General features: G+C 71.0%; 19 protein-coding genes and 10 pseudogenes. 6 read left to right on the top strand and 23 right to left on the bottom strand.

From position 1 onward, the window contains the following. Positions 1-530 precede the first annotated feature (530 nt). Positions 531-2,120, top strand: a complete 1,590-nt coding sequence (locus tag RKD20_RS38355) for a serine/threonine-protein kinase (RefSeq protein WP_424881706.1) — start codon at positions 531-533, stop codon at positions 2,118-2,120. Positions 2,121-2,457: 337 nt separating this feature from the next. On the opposite strand, the pseudogene RKD20_RS38350 reads toward RKD20_RS38355, so the two are convergent. From RKD20_RS38350 to RKD20_RS38325, 6 genes and pseudogenes are all read right to left on the bottom strand, one after another. Further along, a pseudogene (locus tag RKD20_RS38350) lies at positions 2,458-3,237 on the bottom strand (universal stress protein). Positions 3,238-3,393: 156 nt separating this feature from the next. Then, positions 3,394-3,708: pseudogene (locus RKD20_RS38345) on the bottom strand (glycoside hydrolase family 65 protein); the annotation flags it as partial. Next, the gene (locus RKD20_RS38340; protein WP_424881705.1) at positions 3,705-4,463 is read right to left on the bottom strand and encodes an HAD family hydrolase; all 759 of its coding nucleotides are present in this window, start codon (positions 4,461-4,463) and stop codon (positions 3,705-3,707) included. The gene RKD20_RS38340 and the pseudogene RKD20_RS38345, both read right to left, overlap by 4 nt. A 35-nt stretch (positions 4,464-4,498) precedes the next feature. Further along, positions 4,499-5,374 (bottom strand): universal stress protein, encoded by an 876-nt coding sequence (locus RKD20_RS38335; RefSeq protein WP_424881704.1) that lies wholly within the window; start codon positions 5,372-5,374, stop codon positions 4,499-4,501. 47 nt (positions 5,375-5,421) lie between these two features. Further along, a complete protein-coding gene (locus RKD20_RS38330) occupies positions 5,422-5,799 on the bottom strand; it encodes a CBS domain-containing protein (RefSeq protein WP_424883417.1) in 378 nt (125 codons plus the stop codon). A 138-nt stretch (positions 5,800-5,937) separates the two neighbouring features. Next, positions 5,938-7,665 carry a GAF domain-containing protein gene (locus tag RKD20_RS38325; RefSeq protein WP_424881703.1) on the bottom strand — a complete coding sequence of 576 codons (1,728 nt, stop codon included), beginning with the start codon at positions 7,663-7,665 and terminating at the stop codon, positions 5,938-5,940. 302 nt (positions 7,666-7,967) lie between these two features. On the opposite strand from RKD20_RS38325, the pseudogene RKD20_RS38320 reads away from it, so the two are divergent. Together RKD20_RS38320 and RKD20_RS38315 are read left to right on the top strand one after the other, a co-directional pair. Beyond that, positions 7,968-9,372 (top strand): annotated as a pseudogene (locus RKD20_RS38320) (putative PEP-binding protein). Positions 9,373-9,537: 165 nt separating this feature from the next. Beyond that, positions 9,538-10,004, top strand: a pseudogene (locus RKD20_RS38315) (pyridoxamine 5'-phosphate oxidase family protein). A 43-nt stretch (positions 10,005-10,047) separates the two neighbouring features. Here the strand turns inward: RKD20_RS38315 and RKD20_RS38310 are convergent. From RKD20_RS38310 to RKD20_RS38300, 3 genes are all read right to left on the bottom strand, one after another. Beyond that, the gene (locus RKD20_RS38310; RefSeq protein WP_424881702.1) at positions 10,048-10,884 is read right to left on the bottom strand and encodes a universal stress protein; all 837 of its coding nucleotides are present in this window, start codon (positions 10,882-10,884) and stop codon (positions 10,048-10,050) included. A 150-nt stretch (positions 10,885-11,034) separates the two neighbouring features. Next, entirely contained in the window at positions 11,035-11,724 is a 690-nt protein-coding gene (locus RKD20_RS38305) for a helix-turn-helix domain-containing protein (protein WP_424881701.1), read from the bottom strand. Between the two features lie 9 nt (positions 11,725-11,733). Beyond that, the gene (locus RKD20_RS38300) at positions 11,734-12,804 is read right to left on the bottom strand and encodes a zinc-dependent alcohol dehydrogenase family protein (RefSeq protein ID WP_424881700.1); all 1,071 of its coding nucleotides are present in this window, start codon (positions 12,802-12,804) and stop codon (positions 11,734-11,736) included. Positions 12,805-13,211: 407 nt separating this feature from the next. Between RKD20_RS38300 and RKD20_RS38295 the strand changes: the two genes are divergently transcribed. Then, positions 13,212-13,730, top strand: coding sequence for a DUF2231 domain-containing protein (locus RKD20_RS38295; protein ID WP_424881699.1), 519 nt, complete (start codon positions 13,212-13,214; stop codon positions 13,728-13,730). A gap of 84 nt (positions 13,731-13,814) precedes the next feature. Here the strand turns inward: RKD20_RS38295 and RKD20_RS38290 are convergent, their stop codons facing one another. The 14 genes and pseudogenes from RKD20_RS38290 to RKD20_RS38225 all read right to left on the bottom strand — a co-directional run bounded on the left by RKD20_RS38290 (position 13,815) and on the right by RKD20_RS38225 (position 23,154). Then, positions 13,815-14,027, bottom strand: coding sequence for a ferredoxin (locus RKD20_RS38290; RefSeq protein ID WP_424881698.1), 213 nt, complete (start codon positions 14,025-14,027; stop codon positions 13,815-13,817). Then, positions 14,024-15,367 (bottom strand): NADH-ubiquinone oxidoreductase-F iron-sulfur binding region domain-containing protein, encoded by a 1,344-nt coding sequence (locus RKD20_RS38285; RefSeq protein ID WP_424881697.1) that lies wholly within the window; start codon positions 15,365-15,367, stop codon positions 14,024-14,026. Before RKD20_RS38285 ends, RKD20_RS38290 begins: the two co-directional genes overlap by 4 nt. Next, positions 15,364-16,050, bottom strand: a complete 687-nt coding sequence (locus tag RKD20_RS38280) for a ferric reductase-like transmembrane domain-containing protein (protein ID WP_424881696.1) — start codon at positions 16,048-16,050, stop codon at positions 15,364-15,366. Before RKD20_RS38280 ends, RKD20_RS38285 begins: the two co-directional genes overlap by 4 nt. Before the next feature lie 118 nt (positions 16,051-16,168). Then, entirely contained in the window at positions 16,169-16,561 is a 393-nt protein-coding gene (locus tag RKD20_RS38275; protein WP_424881695.1) for a hypothetical protein, read from the bottom strand. A 78-nt stretch (positions 16,562-16,639) separates the two neighbouring features. After that, a complete protein-coding gene (locus tag RKD20_RS38270) occupies positions 16,640-17,725 on the bottom strand; it encodes a HAMP domain-containing sensor histidine kinase (protein WP_424881694.1) in 1,086 nt (361 codons plus the stop codon). A 222-nt stretch (positions 17,726-17,947) separates the two neighbouring features. Then, complete coding sequence (locus tag RKD20_RS38265; RefSeq protein WP_424881693.1) at positions 17,948-18,460, bottom strand: flavodoxin domain-containing protein; 513 nt, start codon at positions 18,458-18,460, stop codon at positions 17,948-17,950. A 16-nt stretch (positions 18,461-18,476) separates the two neighbouring features. Further along, the gene (locus RKD20_RS38260; RefSeq protein ID WP_424881692.1) at positions 18,477-19,208 is read right to left on the bottom strand and encodes a CBS domain-containing protein; all 732 of its coding nucleotides are present in this window, start codon (positions 19,206-19,208) and stop codon (positions 18,477-18,479) included. 12 nt (positions 19,209-19,220) lie between these two features. Then, a pseudogene (locus RKD20_RS38255) lies at positions 19,221-19,559 on the bottom strand (acetate--CoA ligase family protein); the annotation flags it as partial. Between the two features lie 474 nt (positions 19,560-20,033). Continuing rightward, positions 20,034-21,048: pseudogene (gap, locus tag RKD20_RS38250) on the bottom strand (type I glyceraldehyde-3-phosphate dehydrogenase). A 31-nt stretch (positions 21,049-21,079) separates the two neighbouring features. Then, positions 21,080-21,291 (bottom strand): annotated as a pseudogene (locus RKD20_RS38245) (hypothetical protein); the annotation flags it as partial. Then, a pseudogene (locus RKD20_RS38240) lies at positions 21,227-21,430 on the bottom strand (hypothetical protein); the annotation flags it as partial. The pseudogenes RKD20_RS38240 and RKD20_RS38245, both read right to left, overlap by 65 nt. A 25-nt stretch (positions 21,431-21,455) precedes the next feature. After that, positions 21,456-21,917 (bottom strand): universal stress protein, encoded by a 462-nt coding sequence (locus RKD20_RS38235; protein ID WP_424883416.1) that lies wholly within the window; start codon positions 21,915-21,917, stop codon positions 21,456-21,458. Positions 21,918-22,007: 90 nt separating this feature from the next. Then, positions 22,008-22,360, bottom strand: a pseudogene (locus RKD20_RS38230) (universal stress protein); the annotation flags it as partial. A gap of 164 nt (positions 22,361-22,524) precedes the next feature. Next, positions 22,525-23,154, bottom strand: a complete 630-nt coding sequence (locus RKD20_RS38225) for a hypothetical protein (protein ID WP_424881691.1) — start codon at positions 23,152-23,154, stop codon at positions 22,525-22,527. 135 nt (positions 23,155-23,289) lie between these two features. Here RKD20_RS38225 and RKD20_RS38220 point away from each other — a divergent pair. Both RKD20_RS38220 and RKD20_RS38215 read left to right on the top strand, forming a co-directional pair. After that, positions 23,290-23,674 (top strand): annotated as a pseudogene (locus RKD20_RS38220) (STAS domain-containing protein); the annotation flags it as partial. Between the two features lie 934 nt (positions 23,675-24,608). Then, complete coding sequence (locus RKD20_RS38215; RefSeq protein ID WP_424881690.1) at positions 24,609-25,505, top strand: universal stress protein; 897 nt, start codon at positions 24,609-24,611, stop codon at positions 25,503-25,505. Positions 25,506-25,528: the final 23 nt, after the last annotated feature.

Here is a 25,528-nt window from a genome sequence, read left to right as displayed (position 1 = left end):
ATCATCGAAGATTGCTACAACTTGCGTCGACCAGGGGCTACCCCCTCGTGCGCGAGACCCATTCGTTGAACGCACCCAAGAGAACATCCGCTTTGGAGCTCTTCCCGCGTATGCGAGGCCGACAACGAACTGCTAGGTCCTGACGAAGTTTCGGGAACTGTGCACGCGTGCGCGGGGACCGACGGGGGGCCGCAGTTGGTAATCCGGCTCCGGCCCCGCTGGGCTGCTGATGAAGCCGCCCGCCCCACGCCCTCGCAACGACGCCCGCTGGGCGGCGTACGCAGAGCGGACCACGGGGCAGCTCGGCTGGCTGGTGAACGGGGGAAGCGAGACACTGGTGGGGAGTCCACTCCTGAGCTGGGACCCACAGGAGTGTTGCCGCCATTGTGCCGCATTCAACAAATCTGACCTGCGCCCTGGCGGGGCGGAGACAACGACCGAGTCAGCCCAGCTCTGACGCTGTTGGGCTCCTGGTACGACTGTTCCACGTCACGCTGCGTCGCCCGGGCTGGGCGCGGACAGGGAAAGCCATGAATCAGTCACCTGCTGACCCCAGCCGTCCGCGGTTGCTGGCGGGACGGTACCGGCTGGTCGAGCAGTTGGGCCACGGGGGGATGGGTACGGTCTGGCGAGCTCGCGACGAGTTGCTCGATCGCGAAGTCGCGGTGAAGGAAGTACGGGTGAGCGGTCTGTCACCGGAGGAACGGTCCGTCTTGCATGCCCGGATGCAACAGGAGGCGCGGGCTGCGGCACGCATCAAACATCCAGGTGTGGTCACCGTGTTCGATGTGCTGCAGGAAGGTGACAGCCCCTGGATCGTCATGGAGTTGATCGACGGCCATTCGCTGGAGGACATCCTCCTCACCGAGGGAACCCTTCTGCCACGGGACGCCGCTCGGTTCGGAGCGGCCATTCTGGCCGCTTTGGACAAGGCACATCAGCTCGGCATTCTGCACCGAGACGTCAAACCGGCGAACGTGCTCCTGGAACGAAGCGGCAGGATCGTGCTCACCGACTTCGGCATCGCACTCCTCGACAACTCCCCGGGGCTCACCCGCACCGGCGACATCGTGGGCTCACCCGACTACCTGGCCCCCGAGCGCGCCACCGGCCATCGGCCGGGCCCGCCCTCGGATCTGTGGTCCTTGGGCGCGACCTTGTACGCGGCAGTCGAGGGCCAGTCGCCGTTCCGGCGCAGCTCGACTCTGAGCACACTGCAATCCGTGATCTCGGACCCGCTGCCCGAACCGCGTCACGCCGGCTCTCTGACCCCCGTCATCGAGGCGCTGCTCCGGAAGGACCCGGAGGCGCGGCCCACGGCACGTCAGGCGCAGCTCATGCTTGAGGAGGTGGCTGCGGGAACGGCAGCCCCACAAGCCGCACACCCCGCGACCGCGGTGATTCCTCCTCAGGCAACGGCGGCCGCGACCGAAGCGCGCGCTGGTCGGTCCGCAACACCGTTGCAATCGACGCCCCCGCCGCCGCACGACACGGACACGGCTTCAGCCGTCACATACTCGCCTCTGGAACCCCCACGCGCCCGACCCGGTCGCCGCATCAGGCTGCTGGTCGTGCTCGTCGCTGCACTGGTGACAGTCCTCATAGGGGGGCTGGTCTGGGCGCTCACCTCCAGAACCGCAACCCCGCCGGACCCGCAGAACAAAGCGCCGGCCGTCGCCGAGACTCCCTCATCGCAGCCTACGAGGCAGTCCCCGAGCCTCACGTCGACGTCCCCGAGCCCCCCACCGACATCCGCGGCCTCCCCACCCACGTCGGCGAGCTCCCCACCGGCACCGGTGAGCTCCGCACCATCGCCGCCTCCAGTCGCGAGCGGCCCGGGGGCTGTCGTGACGGCGTACTTCGATGCCCTCAACGCCGGTGATTACAGGCGTGCTTGGGAACTCGGCGGCAAGAACCTTCAGCGGGGATCGTACGACTCCTTCAGGAACTCCTTCGCAGGTACGGCCCATGAGTCAGCCACGATCACCTCCGTCGCCGGCGAATCCGTGGGGATCCAACTCGACGCCACACAGACGGACGGCACCCACCGCTACTTCTCCGGCACATACACCGTGCGCGACGGTGCCATTGTGGCGGCCGACATCCATGTCAGTGACTGACCGGACGCAGGCCGCGGCAGTTCGGGTTCTCTCGGGCGAAGGGCCACGACCTTGTTCACCGAGAAGTTCCGGAGCCGTGTGCCGCGCGTGGGCCGTAACGCACGCGTCGTCATCGCTTCCTTGCTCCGTGTGCTCGAGAAGTCGAGGGCCCGAGTGCGGCGGGCTCGCCCCGGGCGCTGAGCGCGTGGTTCGACGCCATCCGCCCTCTTAACTGTGCGCTCTTCCCCACGGGAAGGCCCCGTGTGCGCCGGTAGCCTTACTGGCCCTGACAAATACCGGTACACCTCAACCGCCTTCCTGCTGAGCGGTCGTGGGCCGTCGGCGCGGCCCACGATCGTCAGTCGTGCGGCACCAGCGCGACCGGCCGAGTCACGTGGTGGATCAGGGCATGGGCGACCGTGCCGGTGTGCGAGCCGACCGCGGCACGGCGCATCCGGCGCCCCACGACCAGCAGGCCGGCACCGTTCGCCGCCCGTACGAGGACGTGCGCGGGACGACCCTCGTGCAGGTTCTCGCGGACAGCCACAGCGGGGTACTTCGCGCGTCACGGTTCGAGCAGTGCCGCGAGTTCGCGTTCCGCCTCCGCCCTGATCAACGCGCGCTCCTCGGTTCCGGGCGTCGGCCGGGTGAGGGGGACATGCCAGGCATGCACGGCGCGCAGCGGTGCCTGCCGCAGTTGCGCCGCGCGGAAGGCGAAGTCGAGGACCTCGTCGCAGGATCCGCCAATGTCCACGGCTACCGCGACATCGCGGTAGGGGGTACGAGGCGACGCTGTGCCGGAGCCGTCCGGGAGACGTTCGTCCGCCGCTGTCCCCTCGGCGCGGACAAGGACGACCGGGCTCTCGACGTGGGCCGCGGTGGCCGTGGCGACCGACCCCGCCATGAACCCGCCGATGCCGCCGAATCCCTGGCTTCCGATGACCAGCAACTCGGCGTTCTCCGCCTCGGCGAGCAGCGCGGGACCCGGCTGCCTGCGCACCTGCTCGGCGGCGATGTACAGCTGCGGGTACCGCTCGTTCAGCCGCTCGACCGCGGCACGGAGCACCCGGCGTGCGTGGTACTGCGGCGCCTTGAGCTCGGGCAACTCCGCGTCGCCGTCGTTGTCGGGCAGCCCCATGACGACACCTCCAGAATGAGGTCTGGTCCACCTGTCACTACCAGCGGCGCGCCGTCTCGCAGGTGCGGGGAGGGACTGTCCAGGTCCTCCGGAGGTCCGATCGGTCCCTGTTGGAGGGGCGTCCGGCCGAGGTCGCGGCAGGACGGCGGGTCAGTCCAGGACGTGCCGGTGGTCGAGCACCTCCGCGGTGTCCGGCGTGATCCACTCCTGCCCCGGGAGTCGGAAGCGCAGCGGCAGCCGGTTCGGCAGGTTGACCATGTCCTCGTTCTCGACCCGGCGTCCCGCGACCTCCGAGGTGAGCCGGTTGTAGCAGCCGGCCGCGTAGGTGCCCGGGTAGTGCACGTCGTCCGCCGCGCATTCCGGAAGCGCCCCGCGGGTGGCCAGGTATCCGTTGCCCAGGGTGCACAGCGACTCCCTGAGACGCTCACCGGCGGGCTCGTAACCGTCGTACTCCCAGGCCCAGGACGTCACCGTCGTCCTCCCTCTTGGAGCAGCTCCGCGAGGTCGTGTACGACGATGTCGGCGCCGTGCTCGAGCAGTCGCGCCCCGCTCTCCTGGTCGTGGGCTCGGTTCACTCCGACAACGAGGGCGAACCCACCCCGCCGACCTGCTTCGACTCCCGCCAGAGCGTCCTCCACGACGGCGCAACGCCCGGTGGGCACGCCAAGGCGGCGGGCAGCCTCCAGGAAGAGGTCGGGCTGCGGTTTGCCCGCGAGGCCCAGGCGGGCCGCCTCACCCCCGTCGACCAGGACGTCGAAGAGGTCGAGGACCTCGGCCCGGGTGAGGAGCTCGTGGGCGTGCCGGGACGCGGAGGCCGCAGCACACGGCATCCCGGCCCGGCGCAGGGCGCGCACCAGCCGTACGGTCCCCGCGTAGGCGACGATGCCGTGCTCGCGCAACCGCTCGGTGAACAGGCGCTCCTTGTGCTCCGCCACGGCGCGCACGGTTGTGTCTGTCGGGTCGAGACCACGTGACAGGAGGAATGCGGAGGCACCGTCGAACCGGGACTTGCCGTCCACGTAGCGCACGTAGTCGTCCCGGATGCTGAAGGGGCGCCGCTGTCCGGGGTCCTCGGGCGGGTGCTCGGCCAGCAAGGCGTCGAAGGCGGTTTTCCATGCGGCCGCGTGCACGCGGGCGGAGTCGGTGATGACTCCGTCGGTGTCGAACACGACCGCCTTGACGTCCCGCAGCACGGCTGCGATCACCTCGTGGGGCTGGACGGCCATCGCTGCTCCTCTCCCGAGGGGGCCAAGGACAACGTTCACACCAGCTGCGGAACGACGGCCACCGGGCAGTGCGCGTGGTGCAGCAGGGTGTGGCTCACTCGGCCGAGCTGCAGGCCGAAGTGGCCCTGCCTGCGGCGCGCCCCGATGATCACGAGGTCGGCGGCGGCCGAGCGGTTCACGAGGGTCCTGCGGGCGGGGCCTTCGACAGTGGTACGGCGCACACGGACGTCCGGGTGTTCGGCCATGGCGTCGCGCAGCAGCTCGTCGAGCTGGGCCGAGGCCTGCTCCTCGTGCTGATGCAGGGGTTCGTCGGCGAGGGCGGGGTGGTCGGCGCCTTCGTGCGCAGGGCAGCGCCAGGCGCGTACGGCGTCGAGGGTGCACCCGCGCGCCGCGGCCTCATGGAAGGCGAAGCGTACGGCTTCACCACCGGTGGCCGGATCTCCCGCGCCGAGCAGGATCCGCTCGTGCGTACCCGCCAGGCCCGCGCTGTCGCCCCGGACCACGATGACCGGGCAGTGCGCACGGGCCGCCACGGCGAGGCCCACCGAACCGAGCAGCAGTCCCTGCAGCTCACCGCGGCCGCGCGCCCCGGTCACCAGGGCGAAGGCGTTGTTGCCCGCACGCAGGAGGGCATCAGCCGCTTCGGCGGGGACGATGTCGGTGGACACCTTCACGGCCGCGTCGCGTCGTGCGGCACGCTCGGCCGCCGAGGCGACGATGTTCTCGGCCAGCACTTGCTCCGAGGGGCGTTTCCGTCCGGTCGACGGCACAGCCCCCTCGTATCGCTCCCAGAGGGAGGCGTATACCAGCCGCAGGGGCACATCTCGGCGGGCGGCTTCGTCCACCGACCAGTCGACGGCCAGCAGACTCGCATCCGATCCGTCGACGCCCACGACCAGGGGGAGTGTCATCGTCCTCAGCGCCTTCCGTCGGGCTGTCTCGCAGGCAGCCAGGGCTCTCATCTCACCGTCCCACTCGCCGGCGGGCCGCACGAGAGGCGGATGGGCTCTTGCCGAGGACGTTCGGCCCATGCCGACGGCCCAGGTGATGAGGGCGGCTCGGGCGTCGGCGGTCGGCACTCTCGTCGACGAACGGCGAAGGAACCTCGGGCCGGTCGGGTCCCCCACCGTGGCCCGTCCGGCCCACGGGTCGAGGCCAGGCGCCCCGTCGCCGGAGCGCTGGTGCCGGAGAAGAGGAGGTCGCAACGGCTCACGATTCCCTTCAAGACGCCTTCGCGGTCGACCACTGGCAGTCGCTTGACCTTGGCGTGCGCCACTGTGCTCGCGGCCCGGACAAGGGTGGTGTCCTCACCCACCGTGACTGCGGAGCTGGTCATCAGCTCTTGAGCGGTCACGGCGTCGACCTTGGCCAGATCGGACGGACGCGGTACCGCCGGCCAAGGGCCCGGGTCCTGGTCACGGACGCGGTACTCCTCCTTGGGCAGCAGGCTGAGGGACCTCGTTGCGCTGACCTGTCACACGGTCGGTGTCGGCACCCACCATGCCACCGTGGTACCGCCGTCGGCAGGGCTGCTCAACTCCAGTTCCCCGCCCAGCTGTTCGGCCCGTTCGGCCATGTTGCGCAGTCCGCTGCGGCGGCCGTCGGGAGAGATGCCGGTGCCGTTGTCCGTGACCGCGAGACGGACCTGGCGCGAGTCGGCTGTGAGGACGACGTCGGCGCGCCCTGCTTGGGCATGCCGGGCGATGTTGGTCAGTGCCTCGGAGAGTACGGCGACCACATGCTCGGTGATCTCCCGCGGTACGTCGGTGTCGACCAGCCCCTCCAGCCGCACACTGGGTGCGAAGCCCAGGACCGGCGCCGCCTCGCCCGCGATCCGCACCACACGAGCCCGGAGGCCGGTCCCGTCGGTGCCCGCGGGCGATCGCAGGCCGAAGATCGTCGATCTGATGATCTTGATGGTCTCGTCGAGGTCGTCCACCGCTCGCACGACGCGCTCGCACGCCTCGGGGTGCTCGATGAAGCGGCCCGCGCTCTGCAGGGTCATGCCGGTGGCGAACAGCCGCTGGATGGCCAGGTCGTGCAGGTCCCGGGCGATCCGGTCGCGGTCCTTGAGCACCGCGACCTCCTGCGCGTCCTGACGTCGTTCCGCGAGTTCCATCGCGACGGCGGCCTGTGCGGCGAAGGCCTGCAGGGTTTCGGTCTCTGTCGGGGAGAACTCCGGTCGGCCGGAATTCCGCGCCAGCAGGAGCACGCCTCGGGCACCGCCCTCGCCCGTGCCGATGGGCACGGCCACGGCGGGGCCGAGGCCCTGGAAGCGAGGGGGCTCCGGAGAGATCCGATCGTCGTGGGAGACGTCCGTGCTGACGGCCGGGGCCGCAGCGGAGAAGGCGAGCCCCATCAAGGTCGTGTCCACGGGCAGCACGAGCCCCTGGTGCGCCTTGGCGTCCAGCCCGACGGCGATCTCCACGGCGAGTGACCGGGTGTCCTCCACGGGCAGCGCGACCACGGACAGCGCCGACCCCGTGATCTCGCCGGCCCGCTCGGCGATCTGACCGAGCACCTCGCCGCGCCCTCCACCGGACATCAGGCTGTGCGTGATCTCGGCGTTCGCCTGCAGCCAGCGTTCCCGCAGCCGGGACTGCTCGTAGAGGCGGGCGTTGTCGATGGCGACGCCCGCGGCCACTGCCAGGGTCGACAGGACCGATTCGTCCTCCTGGTCGAACCGCGCCCCTCCACGCTTCTCGGTGAGGTACAGGTTGCCGAAGATCTGGTCGCGCACCCGGACGGGGACGCCGAGGAAGGTGTTCATCGGCGGGTGGTGGGGCGGGAAGCCGTACGAGGCCGGGTGCTCGGAGATCTTCGTCAGCCGCAGCGGCTCGGGATGGCTGATCAGCTCACCGAGAATGCCGTGTCCCTCCGGGAAAGGGCCGATCCGGGCGATCTGCTCCTCGGTGACCCCGACGGTGTGGAAGGCGGAAAGCCGCCTCCCGTCCGGACCGATCACACCAAGCGCCGCGTACTCCGCGTCGACCAACGTCGCAGCGGCTTCGGCGATGCTGTACAGCGCCTGCTCCAGATCCAGCTCGCGGCCGACCGAGAGCACCGCCTCCAGCAGGCTGTGCACCCGGTCCCGGGTGCCACGGGCGGCATCCAGCCGCGCCTGAAGCTCCTCAAGCAATTCGTCCAGCTTCAGCTGCGGCAGCCGTACACGGGCCGCCTGAGGCTCCTCGGGGATTCCCACCGGCGCCTCCTCCGATCCCTCGGGCAGGCTGACATCAGCCGCTTCAGTTATGGGTCACGCTACTGGCCGACGGCGGGCGACGGTACGGCTTCGGCCCCGGCGGCAGCGGGCCCGTTGGCCGCCTTCCCCGTGAACTGACGCTTGACGAGCGCCAGTCTTCACCCCACCGGCGTATTGGGCCGTTCGGCCCTTTGCCGGGGACGGGCAGCACCTGCCGGGCGGACCCGGCGGTGTTCGACGCTGAGACCACGTCGTGACCAGAGGAGCCGAACCGGGTCGGCCGAGCCGAGGAGCGCAGCGTCATGGTCCGTTACGTGTACGACGTCCGCGAGGGCCGCCGGGACATGGCTGACCTGTTGGGCGGCAAGGGCGCGAACCTGGCGGAGATGACCCGGCTGGGCCTGCCGGTCCCGCCGGGCTTCACCGTGACCACCGACGCCTGCCGGGGTTTCCTCGCGACCGGCGCCGAGCCGGAGGGCATGTCGACCGAGGTCTCCCGGCACCTGTCCTCCCTGGAGGAGACCGCCGGGCGCCGACTGGGGCAGCGAGACGACCCGCTGCTGGTGTCCGTCCGGTCCGGGGCGCGCTTCTCCATGCCCGGCATGATGGAGACCGTCCTGGACATCGGCCGCAACGACGACTCCGTCCTGGGCCTCGCCAAGACGTCCGGCAGTGACCGCTTCGCCTGGGACTCCTACCGCCGGCTCGTCCAGATGTTCGGCAGCACGGTCATGGGAGTCGACACCGCCCGGTTCGACGAGGCCATGACCCTGCTCAAGGAGGCCCGTGAGGCCCCCGACGACCTGCACCTGGACGCGAGCGACCTCGCTGCCACTCCAGCGACAGGACTTCACCGACCTCCTGGAGGCGATGGACGGACTGCCCGTGACGATCCGCCTGTTGGATCCGCCGTTGCACGAGTTCCTGCCCGACCGCACCGAACTCGCCGTACGCATCGCGGCAGCCGAGGCCCGCGGTGAGCAACCGGTGCCGCACGAGGTCGAGTTGCTCGCCGCGGTGAACCGCATGCACGAGGAGAACCCGATGCTCGGCCTGCGGGGCGTGCGCCTGGGGCTGGTGGTTCCGGGTCTGGTCGCCATGCAGGTGCGGGCCGTCGCCGAGGCGGTCGTGGCCCGCACGAGGGCCGGCGGCTCTCCGCGGGCCGAGATCATGGTGCCGCTGGTCGGCGCGGTCGAGGAACTGCGGATCGAGCGCGCCGAGGTGGAGCGGGTGCTGGACGAGGTGTCGCAGGAGTCCGGTGTTCCGGTGCGGTGCCCGGTCGGCACCATGATCGAGCTGCCCCGTGCCGCGCTCACCGCCGGCCGGATCGCCGAGGAGGCGGAGTTCTTCTCCTTCGGCACGAACGACCTCACCCAGGCCACCTGGGGCTTCTCCCGCGACGACGTCGAGGCGGCCTTCTTCTCCGCCTGTCTCGACCAGGGCGTCTTCCCCACCTCGCCGTTCGAGACGATCGACCGCGACGGCGTGGGGCGGCTGATCCGGATCGTGGTCGAGGAGGGCCGCGCCGCCCGCCCCGGCCTGAGGCTCGGCGTCTGCGGAGAACACGGCGGCGATCCAGACTCCGTCCACTTCTTCCACGCGGCGGGACTGGACTACGTGTCCTGCTCGCCGTTCCGGGTCCCGGTGGCGCGACTGGAAGCGGGCCGGGCCGCACTGCCCGCGAGCGCGGCCAGTGAAAGCCGATGAGGCCGCATGGGCCCATCCCGGGGTCCATCGGCCCTACAGAAAGGTTGCGGTTCGGGAGACAGTGAACTCAAGGAGCGGCACCGATCCCCCGCGGTGTCGCTCCGGCCGTATCTCGGTCCAACAGCGAGCGGCACACCCTCGAACGCACGCGGACGGAAGCCCGTCATGAACCACGACAACAACCACCGGCACATCACCGCGGAACCGTGCCGCCGCATCGAACTGGGCAGCGTCGAGGCGCTCCGCCTGCTGGGCAGCGTGTCGTTGGGGAGGATCGTCTTCACCCGGCACGCGCTGCCGACCGTCCGTCCGGTCAACCACGTCCTGGACGGCGGTGACATCGTCATCCGCACCCAGAGGCCGCATCCCTGACCATGCGCGCCCGGCAGAACGAAGGCCCCGGTGTCGTCGTCGCCTACGAGGCCGACGACATCGACCCGGACACCCATCTGGGCTGGAGCGTGGTGGTGACGGGGTATGCCCGCCTGGTGACCGAACCCGGTGAGCTGGCCCGCTATCAGGGTTTGTTGCGCCCCTGGGTGGACCGGACCGTGGACCGGGCGATTCGAATTCATCCTGATTTGGTCACCGGCGTCCTGCTGACCGCGGACGGCCGCCTGGGCGAGGTCTGAACCACGCTCGGGCGGCCTGCGGAATCGGGGGGTGCGGGGGCGCTCATCCGGTGGGGACGACGAGCACAGGGCAGTGGGAGCGGTGCAGGAGGGCGTGGGTGACCGACCCGAAGTGAGCGCCGTGAGGGCCACCCATGTGGTGCGATCCGATGACGACAACGGCGGCCCCACGGGTGGCCTCGACCAATGCGTGCGCCGGGGTGGTTCGGACCGTTCGGCTTTCGACCTCCACGCCGGGGTACTGCTCGCACATCCCTGCCATCGTGAAGCGTGAGACCGCTTCCTCTGCCCGGCTGTGCACAGCCAGGCGCGTCTGCCCCGGGCTCGTCGCCGGTATCGGCAAGGGCGGTTCCGGGGCCGCGTGCCGGTGCGTCCGGGAATGAAGCACCTGGAGGCGAGCACCGCGCCGCTCTGCCTCCTGCAGGGCGTAGACGGCGGCCTCCGCGTCGGTGTCGCTCTCCAGGCCGAGCAGGACGTTGCGGCGGTCGTCGTCGTGCGGTCGGTCACCGCGTACGACGAGCAGCGGACCGCGCGTGTGCGCGGCGAGTCGCAGACTCACCGAACCGAGCACGAGGCCGGCGACGCCACCCAGTCCTCGCGTGCCCACGACGGTCAGGGCCGCGTCCGCGCTCTCGCGCGTCAGCGCCCGTGCGACGTCTCCTTCCACGGCCGTGGGCACGACCTTCACAACGGGGTACCGCTCGTGTACCCGCGACGCGGCTGAGGCCAGGACCGGTCCCGCTTCGTCACGGTCGGGCACGGCGTACACCACGCGCAGCGCGGTCCCGCGACGAGCCGCCTCGTCCGCGGCCAGGTCCAGTGCCCGGGTGGAGACCAGCGAACCGTCCACTCCGACTACCACGTGATGACGAGGAGTCATAGCCCGCTTCCCTTCTGTGCGCGCTCTGTTGGTCTGCTTCCACCGGTGATGCTCCTCGTCCGCCACTGTTCGGAGCGGGAGTCGAGGGGACCTGCCGAATCGCCGAACGGCCCTCCGGGACAGAGCCGTTCGGTACGGGTGTCAGGAAGGTCAGACAGTGATCCGGCGCCCGGTGATCGTGTGCGGCTCGATCCGCACCCAGAGGTCACGGTGGCCGCCGGCCCAAGGAGCGGTGTATGCCCGTTGGTCGAGCCGGCGCGTCTCGTCAGGATCCGTGACGGTATGTGCCGGCCCGCACGCGAGCACGCTCCAACCACTGCTGAAGGCGTCGTCGATGCGATCGACCTCGAAGGCCACCTGGTGACCGGACGCCCGCGACGGAGTCGTGCCGGAGGCAGTCCGGAATACGATCGCGCCGTCGACGACGCTGTAGTTGACCGGCACGACCGCCGGCGCCGAAGGGGTCGACACCGCGATCCTCCCCACGCCGTGCGTGCCGAGCAGGGACCTGCACTCGTCCGTGCTCAGATCCGTGAACTCGGGTGTGCGAGCGGCCTGTTCGAGGCCGGGTGGACGATCGGCGGCTCCGCCGGTGAGCTCCGACACCCTGGTCTCCAGGACGGAGGCCAGACTCAGGAGCGTGCCCCTGTTCGGAGCGGCACCGGGATGCTCCTCCAGGTGTTTCAGGTAGCTGGGCGCCACGCCCGCCCGGGCGGCTGTCTCCTGCCGGGTCAGGCCAAGGTGTGCGCGCCGGGCAGCGAGTCGGCGTCCCAGGTCGCCCAACGGCCGTTCCGCCGTCGTGGCGGCGTCGGTCCTTGTCCGTTCGGGCATGGCCGTCACGTCCTTTCGTCAGGCCTCGCGCACGGCGACGGCCTCGTGCTGCTCCTCGCCGAGAACGACCTTGAGGGCGCCGGTGTCGCCGGCGCGTGAGAAGACGTCGTACGCCTCCTCCATGCGCTCCAGCGGGAAGGTGTGGGTGACCAGCTGTGCGGTGGGCAGCCGTCCGGCAGCGGCCATCCGCAGCAGAGTGGGGGTGGAGTAGGTGTCGACCAGGCCGGTGGTGATCGTGATGTTCTTGATCCACAGGTCTTCGAGGTGCAGGGTCGCGGGGGCGCCGTGCACGCCGATGTTGGCGACGTGTCCACCGGGGCGGACCATGCGGGTGCACAGTTCGAAGCTCTCCGGCACGCCCACGGCCTCGATGACGACGTCCGCGCCGAGCCCGTCGGTGAGGTCGGCGATCAGTTGCTCGGGGATTTCCCGGGCGTCGGCCACAGCGTCGGCGCCGAGCTTCCGGGCGGCTTCCAGCCGGGAGGGGGCCAGGTCCACCGCGACGATCCGCTCGGGGGTGAACAGCCGGGCCGTGGCGATCGCCGCCAGCCCGATGGGACCGGCGCCGACGACGGCCACGGTGTCTCCGGGGCGCACGTGCCCGTTGAGCACGCCCACCTCGTAGGACGTCGGGAAGATGTCGGCCAGCAGGACGGCTTCCCTGCTGTTCATGGCGGCGGGGAGGGGGTGGACGGACAGGTCGGCGTAAGGGACGCGGACGTACTCGGCCTGGGTGCCGTCGATCAGGTGGCCCAGGATCCAGCCTCCGCCGCCCCGGCACTGGCCGTACATCGTCCGACGGCAGTAGGCGCACCGTCCGCACGCGGTGATGCAGGAGACCAGGACCTGGTCCCCCGGCCGCACGGTCCGGACGTCGCTGCCGACCTCGACGATCTCGCCGACCGCCTCGTGCCCCAGCACGGTGCCGGGAGGCACCTCGGGGACATCGCCCTTGAGGATGTGCAGGTCCGTGCCGCAGATGGTGACGGCGCGGACGCGCACGATCGCGTCGGTGGGCTCCTTGATGGCCGGGTCCGGGACCTCTTCCCAGGCGGACTGCCCGGCGCCGTGGAAGACGTAGCCTTTCATGACGCTCCTCACTCCACTCGATCGGCCGCGGAGCCCGGGTCCGGCCGCGAGGCGTCGACGGCCGGTACGAGCCTGGCGCCGCTCTCGCGTCGATTTGCCCCGCAAGTCCAGCCTGGCCCGTGTCCAGGAGTGTCGCTTGGGCCGGTCGGGCCACTTCCGGGGCCGGACGGGGCCCGACCGCTGCACACGGCAGCCACGAGACACCCCCGTGGGTCCACCAGGCCAGCCCGCAGGGCCGATCGGCCACAACGACCGTCGTGACGCTGTACGGCGAGATCGACCTCATAACGGCGATCCCGCGGCGACGGTTTGGGCGGCGTGGGCACTCAGAAGAAGCTGAGAACTTCCTGTGCCAGGCTGGCGCGCCTTCGAACATCGTGTGTGACCAACCTGCTGGAGGAACTCCCATGGGCCTGATCAACGGCCTGCCCGCGCACGTCTTGCTCGTGCACTTCGTCGTCGTGCTCGTACCGCTGACAGCGCTGGCGCTCGCGGTCTGCGCGATCTGGCCGAGCGCGGCACAGCGCATGGGCATCGTGCTGCCGATCCTGGCCCTGGTCACGCTCGTGAGCGTCCCGCTGGCCACGCAGGCCGGGGAGTGGCTGGAGGAGCACGTCGACAGCAACGCGATGGTGCGCCGACACGCCGCCCTCGGCGACGGCCTGCTGCCCTGGGCAGGGGGTCTGTTCGTTCTGGCGGTCTTCGTCTGGTGGGCGGCCCGCCGCACTGCCGCTTCCGGGTCCGGTACCTCGCGTGGCACACGCGGGTCCGCGGCTCCGGTGCGTATCGCGGTTGCGGTTCTGTCGCTCGTCGTGGCCGTGGGAGCCGCCGTGGACGTCTACCGCATCGGCGATTCGGGGGCGAAGGCCGCGTGGCAGGACGGCTTCTCCAAGACGGCCTCGGGCGGCGACGGGGATGACAACTGACCTGTGGCGGGTTCGCCCCGACGGTCGGGACGAGCGAGTGCGTGCCGGCGCTCACCTGGCGTGTGTCACCGGACACCGTGCGCGTCACGCGGGACCGTCGTCGGCGTGGAGAGCCAGGCGGGGGCAGGCGGCGACGGCCCGGCGGGTGTGGGTGCGCAGATGGTCGGGGACGGCCTGGTCCTTGATGACGGGGTAGCCCCATTCGTCGAGGCTGATCAGCTCGGGGAGCAGTTCGGCGCACAGGCCCTGGCCCGTGCAGGCGATGCGGTCGATGCGCAGGCTTCTGGCGTGGCTCATCGCCATGTCTCCGGGGGTTTGGCGGGCGGCACGGGGATCCGGGCTGGTCGGCGGGCGGCTGCGCAGGCACCACGGGTGAGGTGCTGATCGAGGTCGTCGGCGAAAGTGTGCAGCGCAGAGGCGGCGAGGCGGGCGGCGCCGTCGGGGTGCCGGCAGGCGCCGCGATCCGGCAGCAGGGCGGTACGCCGGTCGAGCCGGGACAGCAGATCCGGGTCGGCATGTCCGGCGGCCAGCGCGGTGAAGTCCTCGGCCACGGCGGGCAGCCCGAAGTGGCAGGGACCGCACTGGTGGGCGCTGTGGGCCGCCAGGTAGGCGAGCATCCTGGCCGTCTCGCTGAGCCCACAGGCCGAGTGGGGAAGCGCAATGAGCACGCCCGCACCGGGCGCGGCCCCCAGGGGAGCCAAGTCACGCCGGGTGAGAGGCGTGCACACGTCCTCCGCCGCCAGCCAGGTGCCGGCGAAGCCACCGAGCAGGACCGCCCCCAGAGCTTCGGTGGCCCCTCCGGCACGGTCGACGATCGTGGCGAGCGGCGTACCGAGCGCGACCTCCTGAACGCCCGGGGTGGCGACGGCGCCGGAGACGGTGACGAGCGTGGTGCCGGGCTCGTCCGGGGTTCCCGTGCGGCGGAACCAGTCGGAGCCGCGGCGGGCGATGAGGGCGAGGTGGGCGAGGGTCTCGGCGTTGTGCACGAGGGTGGGGCGGCGGGCGACACCACGTTCGTGGGTGCGGGGCGGGCTCTCCTGGGGGCGAGCCTGGCCCCCGTTGAGCCAGCGCACCAGCGCGGTCGACTCACTGGAGACGTAGGCGTGCGGAAGGGCGTGCAGACGCAGCCGCACCGGGTCGAGACAGGCGCGGTGTCGTTCGTCCAGGGCGGTGCTGAGCTGCCGGTACTGAGCGGCCCGGGTGCGGGGTAGACATATGTGGACGGTGTCGGCGCCGACCGCGACCGCGGCCAGGACGGCACCGTCGAGGACGAGGTGGGGCGCGACGGCGAGCAGGAACTGGTCCTTGCGACTGGCCGGTTCGCTCTCCATGGCGTTGATGACGACCACGGCCCGGCCACCACGTTGCGCCACGGCCCGCAGCTTGCGCGCGGTGGGGAACCCTGCGCCGCCGCGTCCGGTGAGCCCGGCCGACTCGACGGCCTGCATCAGCTGCATCGACGTCCGGCTGCCGAGAGTCGTGGCGACAGGAGGCTGCCCGTGGCGCCGGAGGTGATCGGTGAGGTCGGCCCGTCGCCCGGTGGCGTGCCATCCGGCCAGCAGTCGGGTGGCGCCGGCGTCGCCCGGCACGGCCGTGTGTTCGTCGGGCGCGGAGGGCGCCGCGGTCGCGGAGCTCATCGTCCGCCTCCGAGAACGATCGATGCCGTGGCGGCGCGCTGGGCCCAGCCCGGCTGCAGCGGTCCTGTGGCCAGGAACGCGCTTGTCACCACCGGCATGGCGGTCGCTCCCAAGGCGGCCACCAGGCGTCCGATGACCCGCCCCGGACCGGCCTTCACCAGTCGCCACCACACGGCACCGACCACCGACATCAGGCAGGCGGCATACAGCCACAGTTGGAGGGAGAGCCGGGTGTCGGTGCCGGTGCCGGCGCTGTGGAAGAGCGCGAGCGGCCAGGCGGCGTAGGCCAGCCAGTGAACAGCCTTCCAGCGGCGCACCCCGAGCCGGCGCCGCAGCGCGCTGGTGACCAGCACCGCAAGCAGCACGTCGAGCGCAGCCGTGCCCAGCCCGAGCCAGAGCGGCCGGTAGGACGCCGAGAACGGCACCACGGACGCTGCCCAGCTCAGGTGTACGAACGGATCGAGCACCGCGGTCACCACGTGGACCGCGAGGAACACCAGGGTGAGCAGGGACAGGTTGCGGTGCAGCAGCCCGACCTCGAACCTGCCGATCCGCTGCGGCGCGGCGCGTCCGCCGGAGGCGATGCCGAGCACCACGGTAGTGGTGAGCAAGATCAGGGCGAGGGTGCCGCCCGCGCGGCTCGCGTACCAAAGGGGGCTGCCGGTCAAGGCGAGTGTCGTCATCGCGGGCCTCCAGGGGCCGTGGTGCAGGAGCCGATGGGAGCGCAAGCGTGGCCGTCGGGCGGCCAGCCGCCCACGCGAACGACGACCTGCGAGGGAGAGAGGGCCGAAATGTGGGTGCTCATGACGCCCCCGTCGTGGTCTGCGGCTGCTGCTGGGTCGCGGCGGGCGGCTGGGCCGGGGGCTGCGGAGCCGGTTGCGCAACGGGAGCCGCGCCCTCCTCGTCGTCGTCATCCTCGCCGTCCTGGTGACCGTTCGGCTCCCTGCTCCCCTCGTCGTCCTTCCCCGCAGGCGACGCCGCGGGATGGTGGACCGGTGTGTTCGCCGGCGCGGGGGCGGCCGAACCAGCTGGCAGCACATGCGTGTAGACACCGCCGAGAGCCGCCGCGCCGGCCGCAGCCGTGACCGCGATCCACAGCGTGGTGCGGCGGCTGCGGCGCAGACCGAGGTCACGTGCGTGCGAGGAAGAAGCCGGGGCGGGTGTCGGCGGGAAGTCGTCGGGCGAGGGGGCCATGGCAGCGCTCCTGAAGATCGGCGGCCCGGATCGGCTGCGTGCACCTCCAGGCTGTGCGCACGGCACCTAGAAACTCGCTCACGTCTCCTTCAGAACCGGTAAAGATCTCAACACCCCGCCCCGCTCGTGCGCGCCCTCCCGCCACAGAGGCAGATCCAGTACGACGGTCAGCCCGCCACCGGGCGTGTCCTCCAGCCGTGCCGTACCGCTGTCGGCGGTGACCAGCCGGTGCACGATGGCCAGCCCCAGGCCCGCGCCCCGGGCCTTGGGGTTGCCGAACCGCCGGAAGGCGACCGCCCTCGCCTCGTCCGTCATCCCGGGACCTTCGTCCCGCACGAACACCCGGACCACATCCCCCACCGTGCCACGGTCGAGGGTGATGCTTCCGCCTTCGAGGGCGGCATCCACGGCGTTGGCGATCAGGTTGTCGAGGATCTGCTCCAGATGCCCCGCACCCAGCGCAACGGTCAACGGCAGCTCCTGGGACACGGCGGTCAGCCGGATATCGCGTTCCTCGGCGCCGGGCGACCAGGCGGCCACTCGCTCGGCCACCACCTCGTCGATCCCCACCGCGGTCGAACGCGGCGCCGCCTCCTCGGCGCGCGCGACCACCAGCAGCCCGTCGACCAACCGGGACAACCGTGCGACCTCCTCTTGCGCGGCGCCCAGCTCCGCGGCGGTGTCACCCTCGGCACCGGCGGCCAGGACGTCGAGGCGCAGCCGCAGCGCGGTCAGCGGGGTGCGCAGCTGGTGGGACACATCGGCGATCACCGGCCGGTGGCCATGGACCAGGGCTTCCGTGCGGGCCGCCATGGTGTTGAAGGTGGCGGCCAGCCCACGCACGTCCGGCGGCCCGGCCCCGACGGCGGCCCGCTCGTCGAGGACGCCCTCACCCAGTCGCCGGGCTCTGACGTCCAGCGTCGACAACGGGCGGCCGACCCAGCGGGCCAGGCGCACGGACAGCAGCGCGGACGCGGCCAGCCCGGCGACGCCGATCTCGGCGGACCAGCCCCAGACAGCCGCGATACGGGTGTCCAGCGGGGCGGCGGAGCGGGCCAGGACGACGGCTCCAGCGGGCCGGCGCACCTCTCCGGCGGGTTCCGCGGCCACAAGCCGTCCCTCGTTCTCCGGCGGCTCCGGCTCGTGCCCGGAGGTGTCGTACACCGCGGCGCAGTCTGCTGACCGACGCACTACGGCCGTGGCGGGAGAAGTACCCGAAGGTGCCCGTGTGGGAAGACGTCCGGCTGCTGCCTCCGGCAGAGGCCCTGGCCCAAGGGACCGCGAGTGCCGGGCTGGTGGTCGTTGGGCGGGCGGCCCGGTAGCGCACCAGGAGCGGTCACACGGGGATCCTGCGCGAGTCCCTGTGCCCTGTCATCGTCGCTCTCCTCACGCTTCGCGTGCCGTCAACTCACCCGCTACGCGCCCTGCCCACGCTTCGATCTGGGTGAAGTCCCGGAAGTCTCCACCCTTTCCGGAGCGCAGGATCATCCCGGCCACCCACCCCTTCGCACCTTCTTCGAGGCAGCCGCCGAAGGTGACGTGTCCGTTCGCGTTCAGCCCTGTCATGGTCCGCTTCACGCCGGGCACGGGCGGGATGTCCCGCTCGGCGGCCGAGGCGTCGAGCGGCCCGCTGCTGAAGAACCAGAGCGGGCGTTCGGCGAGGGTTCGGCCGTGCCGCCGGACGAAGCGGCGGGCGTCCTTGTGCCAGCGTCCGGCGTACAGTCCGCCGCCGACCACGACGGCGTCGTACGAGGACACGCTCGTCACGGAGCGGGCGGGCAGCACCTCCACTGTCAGCCCGTCCTTGCGCAGAACCTCGGCGATGGCTTCGGCTATTTGTGCGGTCGAGCCGCTCGTCGTTCCGTAGGCCACCAGCACCTTGCCAGTCTTGCCGGTCATGGTGGTCCGCCTCCTCTCACAGCTTGCGCAGCCAGTCGTCGGCCACACCGTGCAGTGCCTGTTCGTCGGGCTGGAGCCGTTCGTCGTCCAGGAGCCAGGTGAGCCTGTCGACCACGGCTACGACGCCGTCGATCTGTCGGGTCATGGAGACGGCGATCTCCGTCTCGCTCTTGCGCTCCATCTGGCCGGTGAGGGTGACGACCCCTTCCGTCACGGAGACGTCGATGCTGTGGGGCGGCACCCACAAGGCGCGAACCAGCACCTCGTGGACGACCTGGTCGCGGATCTCCGGGTCCGGCCGCAGGAAGACCTGGAGCAGGTCGCGGCGGGTGACGATGCCGACGAGCCGGTGTTCCTCGTCGAGGACGGGCAGCCGCTCCACGCGCCGCTGGGCCATCGTCCGGGCGGCCTCGACGATGCTGTCGTCGGCACGCACGGTGACCGGCGGCTCGCTCATCAGCTGCCCGGCCGTACGTGCCTGGGCCTTCACGGCCTGCTGCCGGGCGCTGCGCGTCAGCACGGGGAGCCGCCGACGGCGCGGGGGGTCGAAGGGATCAGGGGTTGCCGCCTGGCGCACCATGAGGTCCGTTTCGGAGATGACGCCGATGACCTTGTCGTCCTCGTCGACGACCGGGAGTCCGCTGATGTGGTGGTCGGCGAGCAGCCGCGCCACCTCCTTGAACGGGGTGCCGTACTCGGCCCGGACGACATCACCGGTCATCACGGAGCCGACCTTGTTGTGCTTCATGGCTGATCCTCCTCAGCGGAGTCGGCGCAGATAGGGGTCGTGGGGCCGGCGCGGCAGCAGGCGGACGCGTGCGTCGAGCACGGTGACCTGCCCCGGAGCCGCGAGGACCGGATTGAAGTCGGCCTCGGCGAGCTGCGGCAGATCCGCGGCCATCCGGGACAGCCGCAGCAGCAGTCGTTCCAGGGCTTCGAGGTCGACAGGGGCGCTGCCCTGCGCGCCGAACAGCAGCGGGGCGCAGCGCGGGGACGTGATCAGGTCGTGCACGTCGTGGTCGGTGAGCGGGGCGAGCCGGGCCGCGTGGTCCGCGAGTACTTCGGTGGCCGTACCGCCGAGGCCGAACAGGACCAGTGGAGATCTCCACCGCGTCCTTGTCGTCGCCCGTGTCGTACTCGGCGAGGCCGATCACCCGGCCCTGGGTCTCCGCCAGCAGGGCGCGGTAGCCGGAACGGGCCGGGGCACAGGCGCGGTCGGCGGCCACGGCAGCCGATCGGCGGCTCGCCGCGAAGAACCTGAGCCGCAGGTTCTCCGGGGACATCTCCTCGTAGAGCCCTTCCAGTTGATCGTGGTCTCCGGGCGCCGCGGGGCGGATGCACACGGTGGTGCCGTCCGCGAGCAGGGCGTGGACCGGGGGTCGGTTGAGCACGTCGTCCGTCATGGGGGATCTTCTCCAAGCCTCTCGGCACTTCGAGCATCCAGCGGATCGTGGCTGGCTCCCATGGGCTGTCCGGGGTGCTCCGGGGGCCGGTCGGCCCAACGTTTCCGCTGGTCGTCCCTGGCGTGCGAAGGGGACCGGTGATCGGCGGCACCGGCCCCCTCCGGGCTGTGTCACTCGTCGGCGACGAGGGCTGTGAGGTCGAGGAGCCTGTTGGTGTAGCCCCACTCGTTGTCATACCAGCCGAAGATCTTGACGAGGGTGCCGTTGGCCTGGGTGAGGGCCGGGTCGAAGATGCAGGAGGAGGGATCGCCGATGACGTCGCGGGAAAGGATGGGTGCCTTCGACACCCGGAGGATGCCGTGCAGCGGTCCCTCGGCGGCTGCCGTGAACGCCTCGTTGACCTCGTCCACGGTCGCTTCGCGGCGCAGGACCACGGCGAGGTCGGTGAGGGAACCGTCCTCGACCGGAACACGGACCGCGATCCCGTCCAGCGCGCCGGCCAGCTCCGGCACCACGAGCCCGACGGCACGGGCGGCACCCGTACTGGTCGGGATGATGCTGAGCGCTGCCGAGCGGGCCCGGCGCAGGTCCTTGTGCGGGCTGTCGATCAGGGCCTGGTCGTTGGTGTAGCCGTGGATGGTGGTCATCACGCCGCGGTCGATGCCGAAGACCTCGTGCAGCACCTTCACCATCGGGGCGACGCAGTTGGTGGTGCAGGAGGCGGCCGAGACGATCCGGTCCTGGCTGCGGTCGTACGTCGTGTCGTTGACGCCCATCACGATGGTGGCGTCCGCGTTCTTGCCGGGCGCGGACAGCAGCACGGTGTGAGCGCCGGCCTTCAGGTGCAGGGCGGCCGAGTCGCGGTCGCGGAAGCGGCCGGTGGACTCGATCACGATGCCGGCGCCGTAGTCGGACCAGTGCAGGGCTGACGGATCGCGTTCGGCGCTGACGTCGATGCGCCTGCCGTCGACGGTGATCGAGCTGTCGTCGTGCACGACCTCGCGTCCGATGTGTCCGAACGTGGAGGCGTCGCTCCAGGAGGTGGGCCAGGGTGGCCGGCGAGGTGACGTCGTTGATGGCGACCACCTCGATGTCCTGGGTGCCCGCTTCGGCGCGGTCGAGTGCCGCGCGGAGATAGCTGCGGCCGATGCGACCGAAGCCGTTGATGCCGACACGTACGGTCATGGCGGTGCACTCCCTTGCGTGGAAGGGGCTTTCAGGCGTTCCAGGTCCAGTCGGCGACCTCGGGCAGGTCGGTGCCGTGTTCGCGGATCCACGCCTGGTGGCGGGTGCGGCTTCGGCCATCTCCTGTCGTACGGCGGCGGCGCGGACGGCGAGCCCGGGGACGCGGTCGATGACGTCCATGACCAGGCGGTAGCGGTCGAGGTCGTTGCGGGCGACCATGTCGAAGGGGGTGGTCGTGGTGCCCATCGGCGGCGTGGATGTCGGTGCGGCAGAGCCCGGAGCCCTCGACCCGGACGCGGACCTGGCCGGGGCCGGGCTCGGGGCCGGGCCGTTACTCGATGACCAAAGGCTCGCCGAAGGCTCGTACGACCGCTGCCTTCATGGTGCGACTCCTCGGGTCTCCTGAGTCAGTTGTGCGGGACGACAGCGACGGGGGCGGTGGAGTGGTGCAGGACGGCGTGCGTGACGGGGCCGATGTGGGCGCCGAGCGCGCTGCGGCGGATGCGGCGGCCGACGACGACCAGGGAGGCCTCGCGGGAGGCGTCGACGAGGTGGTTGCCGGGGCTGCCGTAGGAGGACTCCTCGACGACCTCGACCTCAGGGAACTTCTTCCGCCACGGGCTCATGACCTCCCTCAGCGCAGTGGTCTCGGACCGGGCCAGTTCTCCGTGGAGTTCCAGGTCCACGGACAGGCCGTAGGCGTAGTACGGCGGCGGGTTCCAGCCGTGGAACACCCGCAGGGAGGTGCTCCGGCGGGCCGCGGCCGCGAAGGCGAACTCGATCAGCTCCTCGTCCGGGCTCTCGACGTCGAGGCCGAGGACGACGGGCCGGAACGGGGCTGCGGCGGACCGGATGCCGACCGGGTCCATCTCGTGCTCGTCGGCAGCCTGCTCACCGGCCCTCACCAGGACGACAGGCCGCTCGGCATGCGCCACGGCCGACAGACCTACCGAGCCGACCATGAACCCCCCGACCCCGCTCAGTCCGCGCGAGCCCAGGACCAGCAGCTCGGCGTCCTTCGCCGCACCCGCCAGCGCCTCGGCGGGCCGGCCGGACAACTGCTCGGTGATCACCTCGATGCCGGGTGGCGCAGACGGACACCTTCGGCGGCCTCGCGGGGTATCCGCTCGGTCCAGTGCTGCTGGGTCTCGGCGCCCAGAAGAGGCGCCTGGGCCATGGGCGCCGGAACCGGCTCCCAGACGTGCACCAGTTTCAGCGGCAGGCCAAGCAGCTGCGCTTCACGGGCGGCCCACTCGGCCGCCGCGCGGCTCTCGGCCGAGCCGTCGAGACCGACGGTGACGGTGCGGGTCATGATCTCCACCTCCTGGATCGGGGATCCCGATTGGAACTTCTTCTTCGGATGAGGCCCATGGCAGGGGCCGCAGGTCCCTGCCATGGGCCGACCGGCCCAGGCGGGCCTTCGGCACGGCGGACCCCTGCCCCCCCCCTGATGGGGCCCGCCGCGCCTCCCCCGGGTCAGCGCAGCCAGCGGCTGTGGCGGACGAGCGGGAGCTTGGCCCAGACCCTGCCGAGGCCGAGGGTGTCGCCGGCGGAGGCGGCGGCCAGGGCGATCAGCACGACGGCGTAGATGAGGTGGTAGTCCGCGAAGGGGTTCGTCGACATGCTCGGCGAACCGTCGGAGAGGTGCTGGGCGGGCGGCCACTCGGCGACCCACATCAGCGCCATCATCACGGTGCCGGCCACGGCCGCGAACCGCATCGCCGCACCGGCGACGAGCGCGACGCCGATCCCGAGCAGACCGAGCATGAACAGCCAGTCCGCCCACGGGTCCCCGGCCCAGGAGTGGAACGTGGACTCCATCGGTCCGGCGGCGACACCGCTGAGGAAGCCCTTGGTGGGCGAGCCGCCGTCGATCCAGCCCTTGCCGGACGGGGTGGCGTAGCCGAGGCCGAAGGTCTTGTCGAGGAAGGCCCACAGGAAGACGAACCCCGTGAGCAGGCGCAGGGACGCGAAGATGTAGGCCTGCGCGGTGTGCGTGCCGCTGAGTGCCGACACGCCGGACTCGGATGCGGAGGCGGTCCCCCTCCTGCGGAAGGACGGCAGGTGGAAGCCGGAGCTCCGGTGAGGGTGCTCGTGCACGGCCATGGCGGTGATCCCTTCGGGGAGGGTGAGTCCGTTCGGTATCTGTCGTCCCTCACCCTCGTCTTGCGCGGCGGTGGCCGCCGGATGCCGAAGGTCCGCGGGTGCAGGGCTGAACGGCCCTGTCTTCAGGGGCCGTTGGGGCTCGGCGCCGTCGGCCTGTCGATGGCTGAGCTGCTGACCCGGGTCGCCCGTCCGCACGACGACGCCGCCGCCGCCGCCGAGGGAGTCGTGCCCGGCGTCGTCGGCATGCACGACGTTCGACGACTACCTGCAGGCCCGTACGCTCCCTGGCCTGCTGGTCTACCGCTATGACTCGCCACTGTTCTTCGCTGACGCGGCCGTCTTCCACCGCCCCGCCGTCGCCGCCGTGGACGAACAGACCGACACCGTGCGCTGGTTGGTCCTCAGCACCGAGGCCAACGTCGAGGTCGACATCACCGCCCTCGACGCGGTCGATGAACTCCGTCGCGAACTCACCAGCCGTGGCGTGGTGTTCGCCCTGGCCCGGGTCAAGCAGGACCTCACAGGCCGCCGTGGCGGCGAGCTGGTCTCCGCGTCCGGAGCGTTGAAGAGCACCACAGGCACACCGCTGGTCAGCGGGCACATCGAGGTGAATTCCAGCCCCCATCGATCGCGGCGACTTCTGCGGGCGCATCCAGACGTTCGGCCTCCCCGCAGACATGCTCAAGTCGCTTGCGTTGTCTCGTGGTACGCAGGATCTGGGCGGCCATCCACCAGGCGAGGTGGAGGCGTTCCTCGGTGTCCAGAGGCCATTGGCCGGTGAGGGCTCCCTCACGGTCGTCGAGCACTGCCTTCATCACGGTGGCGGCGCGCCTTCGAGCTGCGTGAACAGGTCTCCCACGGCATGGTGCGGCACGCCGTCCCGTGTCGTGCCCCACTAGTAGCCGCGTACGGCGAAGACGTTCTTCGGCATCGCCGGAAACGGCTCGTCGATGTTGCCGATGCGGCGGACCGTGAGTTCGTAGTGCCTGCGGCCAATGCTCGGCGAACTGGCGCAGATACATCTGCGGGACGGTGCGGTCCCGCGTTTGCCCGTTCTCGCGTGCCTCACACAGTAGGCGGCAGCCCTCGGGGATCTACGGGCTGCCGGCGCGGAAGAACTAGCTGGTCCCTGCGTCCCCACTGCGGCCCCATCCGATCCCATTCGACGGCCCATTGGTCCGTGGCCTGCCGTGCTCCTCAATGACGGACCCCAGCCAGGTCGATCCGCTGGTCGAGATCGTGGGCGCACGCCTCCAGCGGCAACGGTTCGGGAGGACTGAAGCTAACGTCGATGTCGGACTGTCGCAGTTTCTTGAGAAGCGAGTGCTCCCATTGGGCCCGCGCCTCCCCACCGGTGCAGACGCCATCGCGTTCCCGCCGTGGAACAGTGGAAGGGAAACGGCAGGGGCTGAGCGGTTCTCCGCGGAGGTCCACGCCCGGCGAAGGAGGACACGATGAGTCGCCCTGTGCTGGCGGGTATCGACGGGTCCGTGCACAGTTCGGTGGCAGCCGGCTGGGCGGCGCGAGAGGCCGCGCGGCGTGGTGTTCAGCTGCGCCTGATACATGCCTTCCCGCTGCTGCCGGGCGCCGCCGTGCCGCTCCCGGCCGTGGACTGGTTGCGGCACATGGGTGAGCAGATGCTCCAGCGGGCGGTTGCCGACCTCGGCGAACGCCACCCGGACCTCGCCATGCGGACTGAACAGGCCGATGACGCACCAGCCTCGGCACTCCTGGCTGCGGCACGCACCGCCGGGATCCTCGTGGTCGGCACACGGGGCGCGGGCGGCTTCGACGGGCTCGTGGTCGGCTCGGTGGCCCTGCGGATGGCCATGGCAGCCCCTTGCCCCGTCGTGTTGGTACCCCAACAGCGCGCCGACGCCTTGGGAGCAGGGAGACCCGCAGCACGCGGCGCCGCCCAGGCGGTGGTTGGATTCGACGCGCATCACCCGGTCAGCGAAACGGCGGACTTCGCGTTCTCGGCCGCTGAGGCACGGGGAGCACATCTGCGGGTGGTCCAGGCATGGACCCTTCCTGCCGACTCCGTGTCTTCCCGAACGCTGGCGGTGACCGAGGAGGACCGTGCCACCTGGGAGGATCAGGAGGTACTGCAACTTTCCGACGCCCTGCGCCCGTGGCAGGAGAAGTACCCGCGGGTGCCGGTCCGTCCCGACGTCGTGCTGCTCCACCCCGCCGAAGCGCTCTTGAACACGTCCCGCGGCTCAGAGCTGCTCGTCGTGGGCCGCCGTACCGATCCGCAGGCGGTCGACGGCAGACTGGGGTCCGTCACCCACGCCGTAGTGCACCACGCCCGCTGTCCGGTGGCAGTCGTTCCGCACATGGGCTGGTCGTGAACCGGCGTCCGACGGCGATCCGG

The organism is Streptomyces sp. SLBN-8D4, from assembly GCF_049739545.1.
Lineage (GTDB): Bacteria > Actinomycetota > Actinomycetes > Streptomycetales > Streptomycetaceae > Streptomyces > Streptomyces canus_C.
The sequence above is the reverse complement of the archived record's forward strand: the minus strand, read 5'-3'. Positions and strand labels throughout refer to the sequence as shown.